Annotated in this window: 21 protein-coding genes and 1 riboswitch; of the genes, 17 read left to right on the forward strand and 4 right to left on the reverse strand. The window is 41.9% G+C overall.

Annotation, left to right across the window (positions count from 1 at the left end; translation table 11 throughout):
- Positions 1-460: 460 nt before the first annotated feature.
- The 4 genes from AC25Y6_RS06575 to AC25Y6_RS06590 form a co-directional block, all read right to left on the reverse strand.
- Positions 461-973 (reverse strand): hypothetical protein, encoded by a 513-nt coding sequence (locus AC25Y6_RS06575; RefSeq protein ID WP_488142425.1) that lies wholly within the window; start codon positions 971-973, stop codon positions 461-463.
- A 107-nt stretch (positions 974-1,080) separates the two neighbouring features.
- Complete coding sequence (locus tag AC25Y6_RS06580) at positions 1,081-1,293, reverse strand: catalase-related domain-containing protein (protein ID WP_488142426.1); 213 nt, start codon at positions 1,291-1,293, stop codon at positions 1,081-1,083.
- Positions 1,268-1,741 carry an STAS domain-containing protein gene (locus AC25Y6_RS06585; RefSeq protein WP_488142427.1) on the reverse strand — a complete coding sequence of 158 codons (474 nt, stop codon included), beginning with the start codon at positions 1,739-1,741 and terminating at the stop codon, positions 1,268-1,270. The genes AC25Y6_RS06580 and AC25Y6_RS06585 overlap by 26 nt, the downstream gene beginning before the upstream one ends.
- Positions 1,742-1,842: 101 nt before the next feature.
- On the reverse strand, positions 1,843-2,163 hold the full coding sequence (locus AC25Y6_RS06590; protein ID WP_488142428.1) for a thioredoxin family protein: 321 nt from the start codon (positions 2,161-2,163) through the stop codon (positions 1,843-1,845).
- 224 nt (positions 2,164-2,387) lie between these two features.
- Here AC25Y6_RS06590 and AC25Y6_RS06595 point away from each other — a divergent pair, with 224 nt between their 5' ends.
- The 17 genes from AC25Y6_RS06595 (at position 2,388) to sufB (ending at position 21,145) form a co-directional block, all read left to right on the forward strand.
- Positions 2,388-4,772, forward strand: coding sequence for a 3-hydroxyacyl-CoA dehydrogenase/enoyl-CoA hydratase family protein (locus tag AC25Y6_RS06595; RefSeq protein ID WP_488142429.1), 2,385 nt, complete (start codon positions 2,388-2,390; stop codon positions 4,770-4,772).
- Positions 4,773-4,807: 35 nt separating this feature from the next.
- Positions 4,808-5,983: an acetyl-CoA C-acetyltransferase gene (locus AC25Y6_RS06600; RefSeq protein WP_488142430.1), complete on the forward strand. Its 1,176-nt coding sequence runs from the start codon at positions 4,808-4,810 to the stop codon at positions 5,981-5,983.
- A gap of 224 nt (positions 5,984-6,207) precedes the next feature.
- Positions 6,208-7,995, forward strand: a complete 1,788-nt coding sequence (locus AC25Y6_RS06605) for an acyl-CoA dehydrogenase family protein (RefSeq protein WP_482102263.1) — start codon at positions 6,208-6,210, stop codon at positions 7,993-7,995.
- Between the two features lie 811 nt (positions 7,996-8,806).
- A complete protein-coding gene (locus AC25Y6_RS06610; RefSeq protein ID WP_482102262.1) occupies positions 8,807-9,166 on the forward strand; it encodes an arsenate reductase family protein in 360 nt (119 codons plus the stop codon).
- Between the two features lie 74 nt (positions 9,167-9,240).
- A complete protein-coding gene (gene gcvH, locus AC25Y6_RS06615; protein WP_482102261.1) occupies positions 9,241-9,624 on the forward strand; it encodes a glycine cleavage system protein GcvH in 384 nt (127 codons plus the stop codon).
- Between the two features lie 72 nt (positions 9,625-9,696).
- A complete protein-coding gene (locus tag AC25Y6_RS06620) occupies positions 9,697-10,038 on the forward strand; it encodes a toprim domain-containing protein (protein WP_482105878.1) in 342 nt (113 codons plus the stop codon).
- Between the two features lie 14 nt (positions 10,039-10,052).
- The gene (locus AC25Y6_RS06625) at positions 10,053-10,352 is read left to right on the forward strand and encodes a thioredoxin family protein (protein WP_482102259.1); all 300 of its coding nucleotides are present in this window, start codon (positions 10,053-10,055) and stop codon (positions 10,350-10,352) included.
- Between the two features lie 54 nt (positions 10,353-10,406).
- Positions 10,407-10,517, forward strand: a riboswitch (SAM riboswitch).
- A gap of 261 nt (positions 10,518-10,778) precedes the next feature.
- A complete protein-coding gene (locus AC25Y6_RS06630) occupies positions 10,779-11,804 on the forward strand; it encodes a methionine ABC transporter ATP-binding protein (RefSeq protein ID WP_482102258.1) in 1,026 nt (341 codons plus the stop codon).
- A complete protein-coding gene (locus AC25Y6_RS06635; RefSeq protein WP_482102257.1) occupies positions 11,797-12,465 on the forward strand; it encodes a methionine ABC transporter permease in 669 nt (222 codons plus the stop codon). The genes AC25Y6_RS06630 and AC25Y6_RS06635 overlap by 8 nt, the downstream gene beginning before the upstream one ends.
- 68 nt (positions 12,466-12,533) lie before the next feature.
- Positions 12,534-13,394 (forward strand): MetQ/NlpA family ABC transporter substrate-binding protein, encoded by an 861-nt coding sequence (locus AC25Y6_RS06640; protein WP_488142431.1) that lies wholly within the window; start codon positions 12,534-12,536, stop codon positions 13,392-13,394.
- Positions 13,395-13,492: 98 nt separating this feature from the next.
- Positions 13,493-14,350 (forward strand): MetQ/NlpA family ABC transporter substrate-binding protein, encoded by an 858-nt coding sequence (locus AC25Y6_RS06645; RefSeq protein ID WP_482105873.1) that lies wholly within the window; start codon positions 13,493-13,495, stop codon positions 14,348-14,350.
- 150 nt (positions 14,351-14,500) lie between these two features.
- Positions 14,501-15,715, forward strand: a complete 1,215-nt coding sequence (locus AC25Y6_RS06650) for a dicarboxylate/amino acid:cation symporter (RefSeq protein WP_482105872.1) — start codon at positions 14,501-14,503, stop codon at positions 15,713-15,715.
- A 247-nt stretch (positions 15,716-15,962) separates the two neighbouring features.
- Entirely contained in the window at positions 15,963-16,742 is a 780-nt protein-coding gene (gene sufC / locus AC25Y6_RS06655) for a Fe-S cluster assembly ATPase SufC (protein WP_482102253.1), read from the forward strand.
- 20 nt (positions 16,743-16,762) lie between these two features.
- Positions 16,763-18,070 carry a Fe-S cluster assembly protein SufD gene (gene sufD, locus AC25Y6_RS06660; protein WP_482105871.1) on the forward strand — a complete coding sequence of 436 codons (1,308 nt, stop codon included), beginning with the start codon at positions 16,763-16,765 and terminating at the stop codon, positions 18,068-18,070.
- Positions 18,070-19,299 (forward strand): cysteine desulfurase, encoded by a 1,230-nt coding sequence (locus AC25Y6_RS06665; RefSeq protein ID WP_482105870.1) that lies wholly within the window; start codon positions 18,070-18,072, stop codon positions 19,297-19,299. Before sufD ends, AC25Y6_RS06665 begins: the two co-directional genes overlap by 1 nt.
- The gene (gene sufU, locus AC25Y6_RS06670) at positions 19,289-19,729 is read left to right on the forward strand and encodes a Fe-S cluster assembly sulfur transfer protein SufU (RefSeq protein WP_482105869.1); all 441 of its coding nucleotides are present in this window, start codon (positions 19,289-19,291) and stop codon (positions 19,727-19,729) included. The genes AC25Y6_RS06665 and sufU overlap by 11 nt, the downstream gene beginning before the upstream one ends.
- A gap of 18 nt (positions 19,730-19,747) precedes the next feature.
- Positions 19,748-21,145, forward strand: a complete 1,398-nt coding sequence (gene sufB / locus AC25Y6_RS06675) for a Fe-S cluster assembly protein SufB (protein WP_482105868.1) — start codon at positions 19,748-19,750, stop codon at positions 21,143-21,145.
- The last annotated feature ends 238 nt before the right edge of the window (positions 21,146-21,383 follow it).

Here is a 21,383-nt window from a genome sequence, read left to right on the forward strand (position 1 = left end):
AGCTTGCTTCTTACCTGGAGAGTAGCGGTCAAAGATACAATTTTGACCGCTCTAACCTTCTAATATAGTTTCTCTATTTTCAACTTAGGGAAGTGTCACCTACTTATAAAGTTAGAAGAAAATACTATGTACAACGTGCTAGAGTGCCCGGAATTTCATCTTCGGGCACTTACACTCTTTATAGAAAGTTATCTAATCTTTTCTTCCAAAGTAACTGCATTTTTCACTAAGATATTGTAGGAACGCGACAGGCAATTAATCACGACAGTAAAACCGAAAAGAGCGTTGCAAGATGTGACGGAGTCACTTCTTGCAACGCTTGCCCTCTCGGTAAAACTAACCTGATTAATTCGCCGAAAGCGGGCTTGAAATATTCCGGTGAAATGTGGGTTTCAAGCTCTTCTAGCTATATTTCTATGCAAGTAAATAGTTTCGCAACGATTGAAGCTTTTTGAACTCATTATTCTCTAGGTTCAATTTTTACAAAAGATAATATCGAGCGGTTTCGATTGTAGGAAACTGACCGGACGCGACTATTCCGATTCCTTCCCCCGTTATCATGGATAAATAGAGTAATATCCTCATCTAGAACTTCATAACCGATAACAGGTACCCAGTGATAATCGAATTCAAAACTTCCGCGCCAACGCAAACTAAACCATTTATCAAACTTGGCGGCAACAAGTCGGTCATTATCGATTTGTCTTTTCACTTCATCAATACCACATTCAACTACATTCCAATCACTTCCAATTAGTTTGCGCATATTACGGATGAAATGTCTTTTTAAAAGTCCGATTCTTGTTGTTCCAAGAAGTTTATATAAGTCGTTTATGTCATTAGGGTATGCATCTGGAGAAATCTGATCCATCAGAACACGAGCAGTGACGGGTCCACATGCAGAAGCCCGGAATGACTCATTGATATCATTATCATATTGTGATTTCCCAATCACGTTTAGCACTTTTTTCACTATATACACCTCCTCAAGCAATTATACGCAAGTTATTTCCAAAAATTTCTAGGTAAAGCCGACAAAAAAGAAGCAGTCTATAAGGAGACTGCTTCACTTTATGAATATCAATTACAGATATTTTGAACGTCTGCAAGAGTACCTTCTGCAAGAGCGTTACCAAGCCCTTCATCTGCTTGATAGAAGTTAGCAATCACGCGTCCGACAATGTCACGATTTTTAATTTGGGCAAAATCGTTGGGTAAGTTTTTAATGAGTGCTTGTTTTGTAGCATCGTCAGAAACAAATGCTTCATCAGATTGATTGAAGTGATTGACCATTATTTGACAACAAAACTTTTAAAGAAGTTCTGAAATTCACATAGGTTTCAATATCCAAGTGAATGCCAGCATGAACAACTTCTCTAACAATACGTGGATTGAACCCGACGAAGATAGGACGAATACCCATTAGTTTTAAAGTTTCATCGAGTTGGTTGATTTCAAGTGTAAGGAGGTTGAAATCGAACTCCTCAATATCTTTTGGGCTTACTCCGGTAAAATCAAATACAGCACATTCTACGTCTTTATTCTCTCCAACATAGCATAGGACACGGGTACGTATTAAATCAAAACGATCTTTACCGGTATGTCCTGAAATAGGGACCAAAATCGTATTTTCGACGATTGATGGAATGATTGGTACAGCTGTATTCAGAAGAATTCTTTCATAAGATGCAATTTTAGCTTTAAGCTGATTGATTTCAGTTTCATATTCCAATGTACGCACCTCAATACCGTTTTCTCTATTATACTCGAATTGGTAAAAGTGTCCATTAAAATACAAAAGCGGTTAGACATTTGTCCACCGCTTTGTAACTCACTAATAGATTAAGCTTTTACGTTATCTAGGAAATCAGTAACTTGTGAAGGTGATTTTGCATTTGCACTATGTAAGTGCGCTTGTTTTTCACCGTTCTGGAAAATTAAAAGACTTGGGATACCCATAACTTCATACTTATCTGCGATTTCAGGCAACACGTCGCGGTCTACATCATACCATGTGTATGTGTCATACTTTTCAACGATTGGATCAATGAACATATCCATACGTGTGCAGTCTGGGCACCATCCTGCTTGGAATTTGACAAGTGCTTTAGAATCTCCTGAAATAACTTCGTTAAATTGTTCTACTGTTGTAATTGATTTCATAATTTATGAGCCTCCTTCATAGGTATATTGTACAACGTTATCACTGTAGACTGGTAATAATCTGTTTCGAGTAGTTAGGGTAACGTTTAAATTGAGAAAAGTCGATTTAAATATTGCGAAAATGGTGAATGTGTTTTACACTAAGAGTCATAGAAGTAGTTTCTATTTTTTTTGCCCATAAAATGAATGAGTGTTCATTCAAATGGAAAAGGGAGGCTTTACACGTGGCTTATCAAATTAAAAAAGCGGCAGTTTTAGGTTCAGGCGTCATGGGATCGGGCATAGCAGCCCATCTCGCAAATATTGGGATTCCCGTCCTGTTACTCGACATCATTCCTGGAAAGTTAACTGATGAGGAAGTGGCTAAAGGACTTACACTTGAAAGTAGCGGGGTACGTAACAAGTTTGCAGCAGGCGCATTACAGAAACTATTGAAACAAAAACCTGCGCCACTGACTAAGAAAAGCAATCTGTCTCTCATAGAAGCAGGAAATTTTGAAGATGATTTAGACAAATTAAAAGATGTTGATTGGATTATAGAAGTAATTGTTGAAAATCTGGATGTGAAAAAAGGGTTATATGAAAAAATAGATGCGGTTCGTAAAACAGGCACAATTATCACTTCAAATACATCAGGTATCAGCATTGAAGCGATGGCAGAGGGACGTTCGGAAGACTTCCAAAAGCACTTCCTAGGAACGCACTTTTTCAATCCACCACGCTACTTGAAATTACTTGAAGTCATTCCGGCTAGTACAACAGCTCCGGAAGTCATTGAGTTCATGACTCGTTTTGGGGAAGATGTCCTTGGAAAAGGAGTTGTAATCGCTAAAGACACACCTAACTTTATCGCCAATCGGATAGGTACGTATGGTCTTCTAATCACGGTGCGTGAGATGGAGAAACGTGGGTTTTCTATCGGTGAAGTCGATTCGGTTACAGGTACTTTGATTGGTCGTCCTACTTCTGCTACATTCCGCACGCTTGACGTTGTAGGGCTAGATACTTTCATGCATGTAGCTAAAAACGTCTACGATAAAACAGAGGGCGAAGAGCAAAAGGTATTTGAATTGCCGCCATTTATGAAGAAAATGATTGAAAACGGCTGGATTGGTGCTAAGGCGAAACAAGGATTCTATTTGAAACAAGGAAAAGAAATTCTTGAACTGGATACGGAGACCTTTGAATACAGTCCGGCTAAAAAATTGAAAACGCCTTCTATTGAAATGGCAAAACAACAAAAAGGGCTTGCTCGTAAGGTGAAAACCCTTGTCTATGTGGATGACCGTACAGGAGAAATTCTTTGGAACATCCTAGCTCCGACAATGCTCTATTCGGCACAATTGCACGGTGAAATTGCAGACGATATCGTGGCACTCGACAATGCCATGAAATGGGGCTTTGGATGGCAGCAAGGGCCTTTTGAGATATGGGATGCAATCGGCGTTGAACAATCCGTTACTAGAATGAAGGAAGAAGGCTATGAAATTCCTTCTTTCGTTCAAAGTTTGCTAGCTAAAGGCTATGAAACTTTTTACAGAGAAGAAGACAGTGAACGCTACTTCTTTGATGGCGAGGATTATAAGCTTGTCCCAATAAATGAAAAAAGTATCGATTTGAAACGGTATAAGAAAAAACACGGTGTCATCAAAAAGAATTCTGGCGCTAGTTTAATCGACCTTGGCGATGGTGTGGCACTTCTTGAATTCCATTCGCAATCGAATTCAATCGGTCCCGACATCATTCAAATGATCAATTTCGCTGTGGATGAAGTGGAGAAGAACTTTAAAGGGCTCGTCATCGGAAATCAAGGCAAAAACTTCTGCGTAGGCGCAAACCTTGGGATGATTCTTATGGAAGCACAAGATGATAATATCTTTGAACTCGATTACATCATACGTTCATTCCAAAATGCCATGATGAAAATCAAATATTCCTCAAAACCTGTTGTCGCTGCGCCGTTCGCAATGACGCTTGGGGGCGGGGCAGAGGTTTGTCTGCCAGCCGCGCATATTCAAGCTTCAATGGAAACGTATATGGGGCTTGTAGAAGCCGGTGTAGGTTTGATACCAGGTGGTGGAGGAAACGTCGGGCTATATACGAAACATTTGAAAGGATTGCCGTATGGCGTCCATATTGACTATCAATTTGTTGCTAACAAAGTATTCGAATCCATTGCAACTGCAAAAGTTTCCGCGTCGGGTGAAGAAGCACGTGAAAACAACTTCCTAGATTTCGCGAATGGTATCAGTGTTAACGCTGATCACTTAATCTATGATGCGAAACAGGCAGCAATTTCATTATTTGATATGGGTTATAAAGCGCCTCAACGTGAAAAAATCCCTGTTACAGGCGATTCTGGTTATGCGACGATGCTGTTAGGTGCAGAAGGCATGTTCTTATCTGGTTATATCAGTGAATACGATTTGAAAATTGCGAAGAAGTTGGCGTTTGTTTTATCGGGCGGAAAAGTGCCATACGGAACACTTGTTGACGAACAATATATGTTGGATCTTGAACGTGAAGCGTTCCTTAGCCTTGTGGCGGAACCGAAATCACAGCAACGTATGCAACATATGCTCGTTAAAGGCAAACCACTGCGCAATTAATGTTGGATTGTATATAGCAAAGAGGAGGAAATTCAATGCGTGAAGCAGTAATAGTAGCCGGTGCACGGACGCCGGTTGGGAAATCGGGCAGAGGCACACTTGCAACAGTACGCCCGGATGATTTAGGGGCACTTGTGATTAAAGAAACATTGAAACGTGCGGGTGGTTATGACGGACCAATTGACGACCTAATCATTGGCTGTGCAATGCCTGAAGCGGAACAAGGATTGAACGTTGCTCGCAATATAGGCGCACTTGCAGGTCTTCCAGATACGACGCCTGCCATTACAATAAACCGGTACTGTTCATCAGGACTACAGTCAATTGCCTATGCGGCTGAGCGTATAATGCTGGGCTCTTCACAAGCAATTATCGCTGGTGGCGTCGAGTCAATGAGTATGGTGCCCATGATGGGAAATACAATTAGACCGAATGCGCACTTAGCGGAAACGGCTCCTCAGTATTATATGGGTATGGGTCACACTGCTGAGCAAGTTGCGGTGAAATATGGCATTACGCGTCAAGACCAGGATGAATTTGCTGTTTTATCCCACCAAAAAGCGGGGGCGGCGATTGCAGCTGGGAAATTCGATGATGAAATCGTACCCGTCGAAATCGTGAAACGTACTGTAGATGATAACGGGAAGTATAGCGAGAAGAAGTTCATGTTTGAAATGGACGAAGGCGTTCGTCACGGAACAAGCGTGGAGGGATTGGCTAAATTGCGTCCGGCATTCTCAGTGACAGGTACTGTTACTGCGGGGAACTCATCACAAACATCGGACGGAGCAGGTTCTGTACTTGTTATGGACCGTGAAGTGGCTGAAGCACAAGGCTTGAAACCAATCGCGAAGTTCTTGTCATTTGCAGTGGGCGGCGTGCCTCCTGAAGTGATGGGCATTGGTCCGATTGTGGCAATACCAAAAGCTCTTAAACTGGCAGGACTTTCAATTGAAGATATCGATGTCTGGGAGTTGAATGAAGCGTTTGCGTCTCAATCACTTCAAGTTATTCGCCATTTAGGCCTTGATATCGAAAAAGTAAATTTCAACGGCGGAGCAATCTCCCTTGGGCATCCACTTGGAGCAACAGGAACGATACTAACAATACGCATGATGAGTGAATTAAAACGACAAGGTAAACAGTTCGGCGTCGTTACAATGTGTATCGGCGGCGGAATGGGCGCAGCGGGCGTATTTGAACTTATATAGAAGGAACGCAGTCTAAGGTCGCGGCGTCCTGTCGCAACGACTGCATGACCTACATCCTGTAGGCCTAGCGGAGGGCGCCGTTTAGCCCCGACAGGCACAAGACAGTTTGCTAAGAGGCGCACCTCAGCCTCTCTAGCGAAATGACTTGTGACCCCGAGGGGCTGGCGCTCGGAGCTAGACAATGAAAACTGACAATCTTTCAAGAAAAAAAGGAGGAGACTACATTGACTGAATTAAAAACGAACGAACTGATAAAAGGCGGAGCTTTCCTAACAGAAGACATTGAGGCAAACCGTGTATTTACCCCTGAAGACTTTACTGATGAACAGAAAATGATTGCAAAAACAGCAGAAGACTACGTGAAAAATGAAGTTACACCTGTCGTGGAAAATCTTGAAAACCATGAATTCGAGCACTCTGTAAGACTACTTAAATCTGCGGGGGATCTAGGACTTCTAGGAGCGGATGTACCAGAAGAATACGGTGGTCTTGGACTCGACAAAATCGCGTCTGCACTTATCTCAGAAAAGATGTCTGTAGCAGGCGGATTCTCGATTACTCATGGCGCACATGTTGGTATCGGAACATTACCAATCGTACTTTTCGGAAATGAAGAACAGAAGAAAAAGTATTTGGAAAACTCTGTATCAGGTGACAAAATCTCTGCATATGCACTGACTGAGCCAGGTTCTGGTTCTGACGCATTGGGTGCGAAAACAAATGCAAAATTGAATGCTGCTGGAACACACTACATCTTAAATGGTGAAAAACAGTGGATTACGAATGCCGGATTCGCAGATATATTTGTTGTTTACGCGAAAATCGATGGCGATAAGTTCTCTGCATTTATCGTCGAAAAAGAATTCCCAGGTGTATCTGTCGGAGCTGAAGAGAAAAAGATGGGTATCAAATCTTCATCAACACGTACATTAATTTTACAAGATGCTGAAGTACCTGTAGAAAACTTATTAGGTGAAATCGGTCGCGGTCATATTATCGCGTTCAATATCTTGAATATCGGACGGTACAAATTGGGAGTTGGCACAATTGGTGGATCTAAACGTGCGCTTGAACTTGCAATTACTTATACGAACCAGCGCCAGCAATTCAAAACACCAATTTCTTCATTCAACTTGACTAAACAAAAACTGGCGACGATGGCATCCAGGCTATATGCAGCAGAAAGTTTGATTTACCGTACGGTTGGCTACTTTGAAGAGCGACAAAGCCAGTTGAGCCCTGCTGAGCAAAAAGATGGCAAAGCGATTGCAGCGGCAATTGCGGAATATGCAATCGAATGTTCCATCAACAAAGTCGTCGGGTCCGAAGTGTTGGATTACATTGTCGACGAAGCGGTTCAACTCCACGGTGGATACGGCTTTATGGCAGAATACGAAGTAGAGCGTATTTACCGCGATTCACGCATCAACCGTATTTTTGAAGGAACTAATGAAATCAACCGTCTACTTGTTCCGGGGACGTTCCTGAAAAAAGCGATGAAAGGCGAACTACCATTGCTTCAACAAGCACAAGCGCTTCAAGAAGAACTTCTTATGATGATGCCTGAGGAAATTGGTGATGAAGTACTTGCACAAGAGAAAGTACTCGTTAAAAATGCTAAAAAGATTGGTTTGCTTGCGGCAGGTCTAGCTGCACAGCGTTTCGGCACGAAGCTTGAAGCCGAGCAAGAGGTGCTGGTCAACATTGCGGACATCGCTAATAATATCTTTGCCATGGAATCCGCGCTTCTTCGATCGGAAAAAGCGATTGCACGCGTAGGTGAAGAGAAGTCTCAACAAAAAATCCTTTACACACAAATTTTCTGTCAAGAAGCTTTTCAAGACATCGAGCGAGATGCGAAAGAAACGATTCTGGCAGCAGTAGACGGAGATAACCAGCGTATGATGATTTCTGCATTGCGTAAATTAACACGTTCAAATCCTTATAATATCATCGCTAAAAAACGCGAAGCTTCGGTCAAGCTAATCGAAGCAGAGAAGTTTATCGTTTAACATTCCTACCGATTAACCGATAAATAACTTAATCACACTGGGCACTGCGAGTATGGTTGTCTTTGAATCGCTTAGGATTGAAAGACCTCTATACCATTACCGAGATGTCTTAATAAATAGGGATGCGACTTCGTCGCATCCCTATTTTTCATTTTGGTAATCTTATGGTGGTTGTTCATCCGTCGCTCTCCAAAGACACAAATACAAGAAGTGCCGAAGTGTTTCGGGACGAAAGAATAGCTCGCTTCTTACTTGGAGAGAAGCGGCCAAAGATACAATTTTGGCCGCTCAAACCTTCTACTATTGGATCCCTATTACTATATAAAGGAAGTGTCAATTTCTAATAGAACATCACATAATCTTTGCTGAAAGTTAGTGAAGAATTCAATGTACAAGGTGCTAGAGTGACCGAAATTGCATCTTCGGGCACTTACACTCTTATAGAAGATCATCTATTCTTTTCTTCCAAAGCAACCGCTTTTTTCACTTGAGTTTTGTAGGAACGCGACAGGCAATTAATCACAACAATATGAACGAAAAGAGTGTGGCTATAAGTGACGAAGTCACTTATAGCCACACCTACCTCTCGGTAATAGTGTAGTAAATAATTCGCCGAAAGCGGGCCGGAAATAGTCCAGTGAAAATGGCTATTATCTAGCCCTACTCGCCATTGTTTTAAGCAACTAAACGGTTAATCAACAGCCGTGATCTTTTAATGAAGTAAAATTGCAGATTTCACTTTGACATCCTGCTGTCTATATATGCCAGGTAGTTTTTTCTGTTATACTGTGAAAAATGGAGGCGTTGCGGTATGGGATTAATTTACTACGGTTACCCGAAATGCGGGACGTGTAGAAAAGCGAAAAAGTGGCTTGAAACGAATAACTTGGACTTTCAAGAAGTGAACATTGCGGAAGCTCCTCCGTCAGAAGAGGAACTTGGAAAGATGATTGCAGCTTCTGATTTGGAATTGAAAAAGTTTTTCAATGTCAGCGGCATGAAATATAGAGAGCTTAATTTGAAAGACAAACTGCCTACAATGTCCGATGAAGAAAAAATTAGTTTGCTATCATCAGACGGTATGCTCATCAAAAGACCGATTGTTTATGGAGAAGGAAAAGTAACTGTCGGTTTCAAGGAAGAAGAATTTAATAAAGTCTGGGGCAATTAAGTTACAGTCTTGTCTTTATCAGAGAAATATGACAGAATTGAAGAGAATGAAACTATTTATTTGGAGGGGTATAAATGAGCACACCAAAAGATCTGCGTTATTCTGAAGAACACGAATGGGTAAAGGAAGAAAACGGTAATTACCGCATCGGTATTACACACTTTGCACAATCTGAACTTGGAGATATCGTATTCGTTGAACTTCCATCTGTTGGCGATGAAATCAAAGCGGACGAGCCTTTCGGAAGCGTTGAGTCGGTTAAAACAGTATCTGAATTATATGCTCCAATCAGCGGTAAAGTACTTGAAGTGAACGAAGGACTAGAAGACAGCCCTGAATTCGTCAATGAATCACCGTATGAAAATGCATGGATGGTCGTCGTTGAACCTTCTAACACTTCTGAGTTGGACGAACTTATGTCTGCAGAAGCGTATGATAAAATGACAATCGGAGAATAATTACAACACGGCGCCGGTACATTTCCGGCGTCTTTTGCATCTTACTAGTCGATTTGCGAAGGAGGAACTCTCTTGTCGGATGAAAAAATCATCATAGTAGAGGGCGGTTCGGATAGAAAAAGATTAGCGCGTATACTTGCGGAGTCAGTCAAAATCATTTGTACGAACGGTACAGTAAGCCCATATCGGCTTGAAGAGTTGCTTGCGCCCTATGAAGAACAGGACCTGTATGTTTTTGTCGATGCTGATGAAGATGGTGAAAAAACGCGTGTATTATTTAAAAGAGAATTTCCAGCAGCAATCCATCTATATACAGAAAAAGAGTACCGGGAAGTGGAGACGACCCCGTATAAAGTGTTAGCTGAAATACTACAAAATGCGGATTTCAAAATCCGACCCGAATTTTTACTTTAAAGGATGTAAGATAAATGGAAAATTGGACACGCGAACAGTGGGAGGCAACTTTGAAGGACTCACCCGATTCTGCGTTTTATTTATATACACCGATGTGTGGTACATGTGCAGTCGCTTCTAAAATGATGAACGTCATTTCTGTCATGAAACCGGAAATGCCAATCGGGAAAGCGGATTTGAACTATGTGCAATCTATGGCAATTGACTATGAAATTGAAAGCGTTCCTTGCTTGTTGATACAGAAGGATGGCGTTTTACAACATAAAGTCTATGCTTTTCAGTCAGTCCCGTATCTGTTGGAATTGATTGATTGACAATCAAGACAGGAATTTGATATAATACGACTTAACCAACAATTGAATAGGTCGCTCTTATTAAGAGAGGTGGAGGGATAGTGCCCTACGAAGCCCGGCAACCGTCACGAAAGTGAAATGGTGCCAAATCACACAAAGTGCATAGCATACTTTGAGAGATGAGAGATTGGACAAACGTTTATTTTATGATAACGTAAAGCCTTTCTGCCCGTCTGCAGGAAGGTTTTTTTTGTACAGAAAAGCGGAAGGCGCCTGCAGCTAGACACCAGAAAAGCAGAAGGCGCCGCTAAAGGAACGCAACCTAAGTTCGCGACGTCCTGTCATAACGGTTGCATGACCTGTATCCTGCCGGCCCCCGACAGGCATAAGACAACGAAAGAATTCTTAATTTTAATTTACATAGACAAAATCTCAGAGGTGAAATCAATGATTCAATTAACGGATATTAATAAACGGTTCGGTGAAGGACCCGGCAGTATTACAGCGGTTGAAAATGTATCACTCGAAATAGCTGATGGTGAAATTTTCGGTGTGATCGGTTATAGTGGCGCTGGAAAAAGTACTTTGATTCGACTGTTGAACGGTCTAGAAATGCCTACTTCAGGAAGTGTGAATATCGGCGGTTTGGAAATGTCGGCTATCAAAGGCAAAGCTTTGAGGGAAGCGCGGCAGAAAGTGAGTATGATTTTTCAACATTTCAACTTGCTGTGGTCGCGGACGGTGAAAGACAATATTGCATTCCCTCTTGAAATCGCGGGTGTGCGAAAAGCCGAGCGCGAAAAGAAAGTGGCGGAACTGATTGAACTGGTTGGTTTGACTGGTCGAGAAAATGCGTATCCATCAGAATTGTCGGGCGGTCAGAAACAGCGTGTAGGGATAGCTCGTGCACTTGCAAACGACCCTGAAGTCCTACTTTGCGACGAGGCGACTTCTGCTCTTGATCCGGAAACGACGGATTCGATACTGGATCTTCTGACTGGTATTAATGAAAGGCTTGGACTGACGATTGTTCTCATCACACATGAAATGCACGTAATCCGGAAAATCTGCCATAGGGTTGCAGTCATGGAAGCTGGGAAAGTTGTCGAGATGGGGGACGTACTCGATGTGTTCCAATCGCCAAAAGAGGCCATTACGAAGCGATTTGTTTCTCAAGTGACGGAGCCCGCGGAAGCGAAGCAGGCAATGGCGCATATTAAGGATGAATTTCCAACAGGTACACTTATCAAGCTTGTGTTCGTTGGTGAGCAGACGGAACAACCTGTGCTCGCAAGTCTCATTCGGAAATACGATGTGGGTGTCAATATCGTCCAAGGAAACATTTCCCATACACATGGTGGAGCATATGGCTCACTTATCCTCCAGCTCCTTGGAGATTCAACAATTATTGAGGAAGCAATTCAATACCTCAATGAAAATGATGTTCAGACAGAGGTGATCGGTAATGATTGAAAACCTTTTTCCGAATGTTGATTGGACTAAGATGTGGGAAGCGACAGCAGAAACGCTCTATATGACAGCAATTTCAACACTGTTCACATTGATTATTGGACTCGGACTCGGAATCATACTCTTCCTAACAAGTCCCGGACAACTGTGGTCGAATAAGTTGGTCAATGTTATTTCAGGGGCATTCGTCAATATTTTTAGATCAATTCCGTTTATCATATTAATCATATTGCTTATTCCGTTTACGAAATTTCTTCTTGGCACAATTCGCGGACCGGATGCAGCATTGCCGGCACTTATTATTGGAGCGGCTCCATTCTATGCAAGAATGGTGTTGATTGCATTGCAGGAGATTGATAAAGGTGTAATTGAAGCTTCGAAGTCAATGGGAGCGAAAACGAGGACGATTATTTTTAAAGTTCTCTTACCGGAATCGATGCCAGCACTTGTCTCCGGTATCACCGTAACAGCAATCGCACTTGTCGGGTACACCGCTATGGCGGGGATCATCGGCGCAGGTGGACTTGGGAATCTCGCGTTTTTGGATGGATTCCAGCGCAGTCGTGAGGACGTTATACTAATTGCAACAATCTTAATTTTAATTATCGTTTTCATCATTCAATTCATCGGGGATTTCGCAGTAAGGAAATTTGACAAGAGATAATTCTATGACAGTAACATCAGGCATTGCCTGTAAACTATAAAAGAATAGAAAAAAGGGGAGAAATGATTATGAAAAAGCTTTTTGGGGGAATCGTATTAGCAGTACTTCTATTAGCATTAGCGGCTTGTGGGGCGAAAGATGATAGCGGCGATAACAATGCGAGTAGTGGGGATAATGCTACCGATGAAAAAGTTGACGCAACGGAAATCGTAATTGGTGCATCTAATACACCGCACGCAATCATTTTGGAAGAGGCAGCGCCGATATTGAAAGAAAAAGGTATTGAACTTGTTATAGAAACTTACCAAGACTATGTATTACCGAACAAAGATCTTGAATCTGGCGAATTGGATGCGAACTTCTTCCAGCACATACCTTATTTGGATCAACAAGTAATCGACCATGGTTATAAATTTGCGAATGCAGGGGCTATCCATATCGAACCGATGGCTGTTTACTCGACGGAACATAAAACAATCGAGGACCTTCCTGACGGTGCTGTTATCATATTTAGTAACTCTGTAGCTGAACATGGCCGCGTACTTTCATTACTGGAATCAGCTGGGCTAATTAAACTGGCTGAAGGAGTAGATAAAGTAAAGGCTGAAGTGAAAGATATTGTAGATAATCCTAAGAACCTTCAGTTTGATGCAAATTATGAACCTTCACTTTTACCGCAACTCTATAACAATGATGAAGGTGATGCGGTAGTCATCAATGCAAACTATGCAATCGATGCAGGCTTGAATCCGGTTGAAGATTCTATTGCGATTGAAGAGACGGAGTCGCCGTATGCGAACATCATCACAGTTAGAGAAGGCGAAGAAAATACTGAAGCAATCAAGACATTGGTTGAAGTGTTGAAATCGAAAGAAATTCAAGACTTTATTCTTGAAGAGTGGGGCGGCGACGTCATCCCAGTAAAGTAATTTGTTGAAGCGAGTGGACAAGGGTGAATCAGATTTAGTGAACGATAGGCAATATCAACCATTCAGGTTAACAGCATAGAGAAAAGGGAGAGTATAAAATGAAGAAATTACTAACAGGAGTTTTATTAGCAGCACTCGTTCTTGTACTTGCGGCTTGCGGTACAAAAAACACCGATGAAAGCAATAATACAAGCGGAAATAGTGAAAACACCGACGAAAAAGAAGCAACTAAGATTGTTATCGGTGCTTCCAATACACCGCACTCGATCATTCTTGAACAAGCAAAACCGTTATTGGAAGAAAAGGGTTACGACCTTCAAATCGAAACATATCAAGACTATGTGTTACCAAACCAAGATCTTGAATCTGGCGAAATCGATGCAAACTACTTCCAGCATATTCCGTATCTTGAATTGCAAATTAAAGATGCTGGATACGACTTTGTAAATGCGGGTGGCATCCATATTGAACCAATTGGTGTCTATTCGAAAAAGTATAAATCACTCGATGAACTTCCTGACGGTGCGACAATTTTAATGAGTAGTTCAGTTTCGGATCACGGGCGTGTACTAGCGATGCTCGAATCAAAAGGACTTATTAAACTTGACGAAAGTGTAGATAAGACAGCAGCTGAACTGAAAGATATCGTTGAAAATCCTAAGAACATTGAATTTGATGCAAACTATGAACCTGGTCTAATGCCGCAACTATACTCGAATGATGAAGGCGATGCATTGTTGATTAACTCGAACTATGCAATCGATGCGGGCTTGAATCCGATTGAAGATTCAATTGCTATCGAAGACAAGGATTCCCCTTATGTAAATATCATCGCAGTAAGAAAAGGCGACGAAAATAATGAGTCAATCAAAGCTTTGATTGAAGTATTGAAGTCGAAAGAAATTCAAGACTTTATCATCAAAGAATGGGGCGGCACAGTAGTCCCGGTTAAATAATAGGTAGAAACCTCTGTCGAAAAGTACGAATTCGACGGAGGTTTTTTGTTTTCCAATAGATGTTAATGTCGAAATGGTGTTTCAATAGCGAAAATATTATGGTATCGTTGTCTCTTAAATACATAAAATCATCTTAGGGGGAACACTGTTTTGAAAAAAATTGGTCTAATTTGGCGTATCGTCATCGCTATTGCACTGGCAGTCGTGTTTGGATCGCTGTTACCGAAAATTAGCGAAGGCTTTGCAGAGTGGTTTGTCGGTCTCGCAGCCACATTTAATATGATATTTGGAGGCTTTTTGAATTTTATAGTGCCTTTGATCATCATCGCTTTCATTGCGCCAGGAATTGCGAAGCTAGGCAAGGGGTCAGGTAGACTACTTGGTTTGGCGACAGCATTTGCTTATATTTCGACAATTGTAGCAGGGATTATTGCCTATTTTGCAGCAACAAGTTTGTTGCCTGGATTTATCGGGAAAATTAGCGAAGGTAGTGTTGCTGAAAGTGGCCGTGCTGCGGCTGAAGCTTTTTTTGAGATTGAATTGATTCCTTTGATGGATGTTATGGCAGCACTTCTTCTTGCATTTGTACTGGGTATCGGGATGGCTTCCATCGGTAGCAAATCTATGCTTAATGTATTTGATGAATTCAATGTGTTAATCGAAAAAGTGATTTCGTTTGTTATTATTCCACTTTTACCATTCCATATTTTCGGAATCTTCCTTAATATGACGTATACTGGCCAAGTTGCTAAGGTTCTATCTGTCTTTGCAATGGTATTTGTTATGATTATTATTCTTCACTTCATCATGCTAACACTTCAATATACGGTTGCAGGATCGCTTTCAAAAAAGAATCCGTTCTTCTTGATGAAAACAATGGCACCTGCTTACCTTACTGCACTTGGGACACAATCGTCTGCGGCGACGATACCGATTACGTTAAGGCAGGCGCGTAAAACAGGTGCGTCGGATAAAGTGACTGATTTTACAATTCCACTTTTTGCGACAATCCACTTGTCAGGAAGTACAATTACACTTGTATCCTGTTCGATAGGCGTCATGCTTATGAATGGAATGCCGATTGTATTTGCGGATTTCCTTCCATTCATCTTCATGCTCGGCGTTACGATGATTGCAGCACCAGGAGTACCCGGCGGGGCGGTTATGGCAGCAATAGGGCTACTCAGCACTATGCTTGGCTTCGATGAAGCGATGATTGCACTTATGATTGCACTTTACATGGCGCAAGACAGCTTTGGAACTGCAACAAACGTTACGGGTGATGGCGCACTTGCTATTATCGTCGATAAGTTTACAAAAAATGATGATGTAGCTAAAGCGACTCCAGAACCAGAACAATACTAATGATTCAAAAAACCGGTACATTGCGTATCGGTTTTTTGAATTGTGTGGATTCTCATTGGGAACTGGATAATTGAAAATGGGCGAGCGCTAGAAAAATAGAGGCATACAAGTCTTGAATTAAGGGCATCCCTTTTAAAATGAAAGGATTCTCAATGATTTGCAAGGCACTGGTTAATACGTTAAGATTAGAATGATACTAAATTGAGAATGGATATCCGTTCAACTTTATTATATTGGAGGTATTGGAATGGCTACTTTAGAAATTAAAGACCTTCACGTTGAAATCGAAGGCAAGGAAATATTGAAAGGCGTCGATTTGACGATCAATACAAACGAGATCCATGCAATCATGGGTCCGAACGGTACAGGTAAATCAACACTCGCGCAAGCGATTATGGGGCATCCCAAATATGAGGTGACATCTGGTACGATTACGCTTGATGGTGAAGACGTACTAGAAATGGCAGTAGATGAACGCGCTAGAGCAGGTATTTTCCTTGGCATGCAATATCCAAGTGAAATTACAGGCGTAACGAATTCTGACTTCCTACGTTCTGCAATCAATGCTAAACGTGAAGAAGGCGACGAGATTTCATTGATGAAATTCATTCGTGAACTTGATAGCCGAATGGAATTCCTTGAAATGGATGAAGACATGGCTACACGCTACTTAAACGAAGGTTTCTCAGGCGGAGAGAAAAAGCGTAACGAGATTCTTCAACTTACAATGTTGAGACCTAAATTTGCAGTGCTTGATGAAATTGACTCTGGTCTTGATATCGATGCATTGAAAGTTGTTTCTAAAGGAATTAACGAAATGCGCGGAGAAGATTTCGGTTGCTTGATCATCACTCACTACCAACGTCTTCTAGACTACATCACGCCAGATAAAGTTCACGTTATGATGCAAGGTAAAGTTGTTAAATCCGGCGGTTCTGAACTCGCACATAAACTTGAAGAACAAGGATATGACTGGATTAAAGAAGAACTTGGCATCGAAGACGAAACTGTCGGGCAGGAAGTTTAAGAAAGGAGGACGATTCAAAAATGACGGTTGAAACTAAGTTGGCATTGACCGAACAGGACGTCCGTTCCTATTCAGCTAAGATGAACGAAGCAGATTGGATGGCGGATTTCCGCGCAGACGCATTAGCGAAAGCGGAACAGCTACCAATGCCAAAACCAGATAAAACGAAAATTGATAAGTGGAATTTCACGGAATTCCCTGTCCATACAGTTGAAAGTGCTGTTTATGCTTCATTGGACGAGCTTTCTGAAGAAGCGCGTGCACTTGTAGACAAAGATAAGCAAAACAGTATTTATGTTCAGCACAACAACACACCTGCTTATCTCTCATTATCCGAAGAGTTGAAAGCGAAAGGCGTCATCATGACGGATATTTTCACAGCATCACGCGAACACAGCGATCTTGTGAAAAAGTATTTCATGACAGACGGTGTTAAAGTAGACGAGCATAAATTGACGGCACTTCATGCAGCACTTATTAACGGAGGCGTATTCGTATACGTTCCGAAAAATGTTGTCGTCGAAGAACCGATTCAAGTACTGTTTTTGCATGACGATGAACAAGCATCACTCTTTAACCACGTTCTTATCGTGGCAGAAGCAAATAGTTCAGTGACATATGTCGAAAACTATTTATCGACTGTAGAAGAAGCAAAAGGATTAGCGAATATTGTATCGGAAGTATTCACAGGTGATAATGCCAAAATCACATATGGTGCAGTTGATGTACTTGCGAAAGGGTTTACAACATATGTGAATCGCCGCGGGATTGCAGGACGCGATAGCCGTATTGATTGGGCACTTGGACTAATGAATGACAGTGATACGATTTCTGAAAACATTACTCACCTTGTAGGTAACGGATCTCATTGTGAGATGAAAACAGTTGTTGTAGGACGTGGTAAACAGCGTCAGAATTTCACATCTGAAATCTTTCATTTTGGTACAGATACGGAAGGGTTCATCTTGAAGCATGCTGTTGTGAAAGAAGAATCAACATGTATCTTTAACGGGATTGGGAGAATTGCAAAAGGCGCGACGAGAGCAAATGCAGTCCAAGAATCACGCGTCCTTATGCTAAGTGAAAAGGCACGTGGAGATGCAAATCCAGCGCTTCTTATCGATGAAGATGATGTAACCGCTGGACACGCAGCATCTGTTGGCCGTGTTGATCCGATGCAATTATTTTATCTGATGAGTCGTGGAATTTCACAGAAAGAAGCTGAACGACTTGTTATTCATGGTTTCCTTGCACCAGTTGTCAGCAAATTACCGATTGAAGGCGTCAAGAAACAATTGACGGAGGTTATCGAAAGGAAAGTGCGCTAATGCTTAGCAAAGACATCCGCAAACATTTCCCTATACTGGACCAGGAAATCAACGGGCATCCGCTCGTTTATCTAGATAGTGCCGCGACTTCGCAAAAGCCGCGGCAAGTAATAGAAGCAATTAGCAACTATTACAGCTTTGATAATTCGAACGTCCACCGCGGCGTCCATTCGCTTGGTAATCGAGCGACAGAAGGATACGAAGGTGCACGCGAGAAAGTTCGCAAATTCATTAACGCGAAGTCAACGGAAGAAGTTATTTTCATGCGTGGCACTACAACCGCATTAAATACTGTTGCACAAAGTTATGGACGCGCGAATGTTGGTGAAGGTGATGAAATCCTCATCACTTACATGGAACACCATTCCAATATTATTCCATGGCAACAGCTGGCGAAAGAAAAAGGGGCCGTTTTGAAATATATCGACCTTGAAGTTGATGGAACACTATCCATCGACAAAGTTCGCGCTACCATTACAGACCGTACTAAAATTGTTTCGGTTATGTACGTTTCAAACGTACTTGGTACGATGAACCCTATTAAAGAAATCGCCGAAATTGCTCATGAACATGGTGCTGTTATGGTAGTTGATGGTGCGCAAGCTGCGCCCCATATAAAAATAGATGTACAGAAATTAGATTGTGACTTTCTTGCATTCTCGGGACACAAGATGTGCGGTCCTACAGGGATTGGCGTTCTTTATGGAAAGAAAGAGTTGCTTGAGAAAATGGAACCTGTCGAGTTCGGCGGCGAAATGATTGATTTCGTTGGATTGTATGAATCGACATGGAAAGAGCTTCCTTGGAAGTTTGAAGGTGGTACACCGATAATCGCAGGTGCGATTGGACTTGCTGCTGCAATCGACTTTCTAGAGGAAATCGGTCTGGATAACATTGAACGGCATGAACATGAACTTGCTGGATATGCAATGGAACGGATGTCGGAAATCGATGGACTTACCATTTACGGTCCACTAGATCCTAAAAAACGTGCCGGACTTGTTACATTTAATCTGAACGATGTCCATCCACACGATGTTGCAACTGTGCTCGATATGAACGGTATTGCCGTTAGAGCAGGTCATCACTGTGCTCAGCCACTTATGAAATGGCTAGATGTATCATCCACTGCACGCGCTAGCTTCTATATTTATAATACCGAAGCTGACGTTGACCGCCTCGTGGACGGACTCCGTATCGCAAAGGAGTATTTCGCAGATGTCAACTAACAAATTAGATCAACTTTATCGTTCGGTCATCATGGACCATTATAAAAAACCTAGAAACAAAGGTGTCCTTGAAGAAAGTAACATCACAATCGATATGAATAATCCAACTTGCGGAGATGTCATTCATCTGACTCTGCAAGTGGAAGATGGCATTGTTAAAGATGCTAAGTTTGAAGGTGATGGCTGCTCAATTTCAATGGCATCCGCATCGATGATGACGCAAATTGTTAAAGGAAAGAAAGTGGATGAAGCACTAAAAGCGGCCACAATCTTTTCAGACATGATGCTTGGTAAAGATGTTGACGACTCCATCGACCTTGGTGATCTTGAAGCGCTTGCGGGCGTATCGAAATTTCCTGCCCGCATAAAATGTGCGACACTAGCATGGAAGGCGATGGAAAAGGGAGTCGGAAATGACTCCGAACAATAATAGGACGGAGGAATAGTAATGGCTAAAAAAATGCCGGATATCGGCGATTACAAATATGGGTTTTCTGATAAAGACGTCTCTGTTTTCCGTTCGGAACGTGGTTTAACTAAAGAAATCGTTGAGGAAATCTCAGGTATGAAAGACGAACCTAAGTGGATGCTTGACTACCGATTGAAATCATTGGAGATGTTCTATAAAATGCCAATGCCTCAATGGGGTGGAGATTTAAACTCCCTTAAATTCGATGAGATTACTTATTACGTTAAACCATCTGAAGGTGCAGAGCGCTCATGGGATGAAGTACCGGAAGAGATCAAACGTACGTTTGATAAACTCGGAATTCCTGAAGCTGAACAAAAATACCTTGCGGGTGTTTCAGCGCAATACGAATCTGAAGTTGTTTACCATAACATGAAAGAGGAACTTGTTGACCTTGGAATCGTCTTTAAAGACACAGATTCAGCACTTAAGGAAGACGAAGAACTGTTCAGAAAGTATTGGGGAACAATTATCCCTAACTCTGACAATAAGTTTGCTGCATTGAACTCTGCTGTATGGTCGGGTGGATCGTTCATCTATGTTCCACCAGGCATTAAAGTAGAAACACCACTTCAAGCTTATTTCCGTATTAACTCAGAAAATATGGGTCAGTTCGAACGTACTATGATCATTGTAGATGAAGGGGCAAGTGTCCATTATGTTGAAGGATGTACAGCGCCTGTTTATACAACGAACTCATTGCATAGTGCGGTCGTAGAAATTATCGTTAAAAAAGATGCATACTGCCGTTATACGACAATCCAAAACTGGGCAAATAACGTTTATAACCTTGTTACGAAGCGCGCGGTTTGTGATGCGAACGCAACAATGGAATGGATCGATGGCAACATTGGTTCAAAATTAACGATGAAATACCCAGCGATTATACTAAAAGGCGAAGGCGCTCGCGGTATGACACTTTCCATCGCACTTGCAGGAAAAGGTCAACACCAAGATGCTGGAGCTAAAATGCATCACCTTGCACCAAATACGTCATCTACAATCGTGTCGAAATCAATTTCACAACACGGTGGTAAAGTAACATACCGCGGAATCGTACACTTTGGACGTAAAGCGGATGGTGCACGTGCAAATATCGAGTGTGACACACTTATTATGGATGAACTGTCGACTTCTGACACGATTCCATATAATGAAATCCTGAATGATAACATTTCACTTGAACACGAAGCGAAAGTCTCTAAAGTATCAGAGGAGCAGCTCTTCTACTTGATGAGCCGCGGTGTTCCTGAGCTTGAAGCAACTGAAATGATCGTCATGGGCTTCATCGAGCCATTCACAAAAGAACTACCGATGGAATATGCTGTAGAAATGAACCGTCTCATTAAATTCGAGATGGAAGGTTCAATCGGGTAATTTAAACAAGAAAAACCGGCCACCAGGGCCGGTTTTTCTGTCTCTACATATATATTAGGCTTTAGGTGGTTTACCCCACTAGTATAACGAACAATTCTAGCGAAGGAGCGACAAGTGTGAGCCGAAGCAATAAGACCAAGGAGGGATGCAGTTCAATCCCTCCCAAGTGATCTTCTGACGGGCTTATTGCGTGAGGCCATCACCAAGCGACAAAGCGGTGTAGGAAGAACAACCTATT

Source organism: Sporosarcina sp. Y1004 (assembly GCF_057669665.1).

Coding starts and splice junctions, on each gene's coding strand:
- AC25Y6_RS06580 (WP_488142426.1), bottom strand. CDS start 1,293: ATGGTCAATCACTTCAATCAATCTGATGAAGCATTTGTTTCTGACGAT.
- AC25Y6_RS06590 (WP_488142428.1), bottom strand. CDS start 2,163: ATGAAATCAATTACAACAGTAGAACAATTTAACGAAGTTATTTCAGGA.
- AC25Y6_RS06600 (WP_488142430.1), top strand. CDS start 4,808: ATGCGTGAAGCAGTAATAGTAGCCGGTGCACGGACGCCGGTTGGGAAA.
- AC25Y6_RS06610 (WP_482102262.1), top strand. CDS start 8,807: ATGGGATTAATTTACTACGGTTACCCGAAATGCGGGACGTGTAGAAAA.
- gcvH (WP_482102261.1), top strand. CDS start 9,241: ATGAGCACACCAAAAGATCTGCGTTATTCTGAAGAACACGAATGGGTA.
- AC25Y6_RS06625 (WP_482102259.1), top strand. CDS start 10,053: ATGGAAAATTGGACACGCGAACAGTGGGAGGCAACTTTGAAGGACTCA.
- AC25Y6_RS06630 (WP_482102258.1), top strand. CDS start 10,779: ATGATTCAATTAACGGATATTAATAAACGGTTCGGTGAAGGACCCGGC.
- AC25Y6_RS06635 (WP_482102257.1), top strand. CDS start 11,797: ATGATTGAAAACCTTTTTCCGAATGTTGATTGGACTAAGATGTGGGAA.
- AC25Y6_RS06640 (WP_488142431.1), top strand. CDS start 12,534: ATGAAAAAGCTTTTTGGGGGAATCGTATTAGCAGTACTTCTATTAGCA.
- AC25Y6_RS06645 (WP_482105873.1), top strand. CDS start 13,493: ATGAAGAAATTACTAACAGGAGTTTTATTAGCAGCACTCGTTCTTGTA.
- sufC (WP_482102253.1), top strand. CDS start 15,963: ATGGCTACTTTAGAAATTAAAGACCTTCACGTTGAAATCGAAGGCAAG.
- sufD (WP_482105871.1), top strand. CDS start 16,763: ATGACGGTTGAAACTAAGTTGGCATTGACCGAACAGGACGTCCGTTCC.
- AC25Y6_RS06665 (WP_482105870.1), top strand. CDS start 18,070: ATGCTTAGCAAAGACATCCGCAAACATTTCCCTATACTGGACCAGGAA.
- sufU (WP_482105869.1), top strand. CDS start 19,289: ATGTCAACTAACAAATTAGATCAACTTTATCGTTCGGTCATCATGGAC.
- sufB (WP_482105868.1), top strand. CDS start 19,748: ATGGCTAAAAAAATGCCGGATATCGGCGATTACAAATATGGGTTTTCT.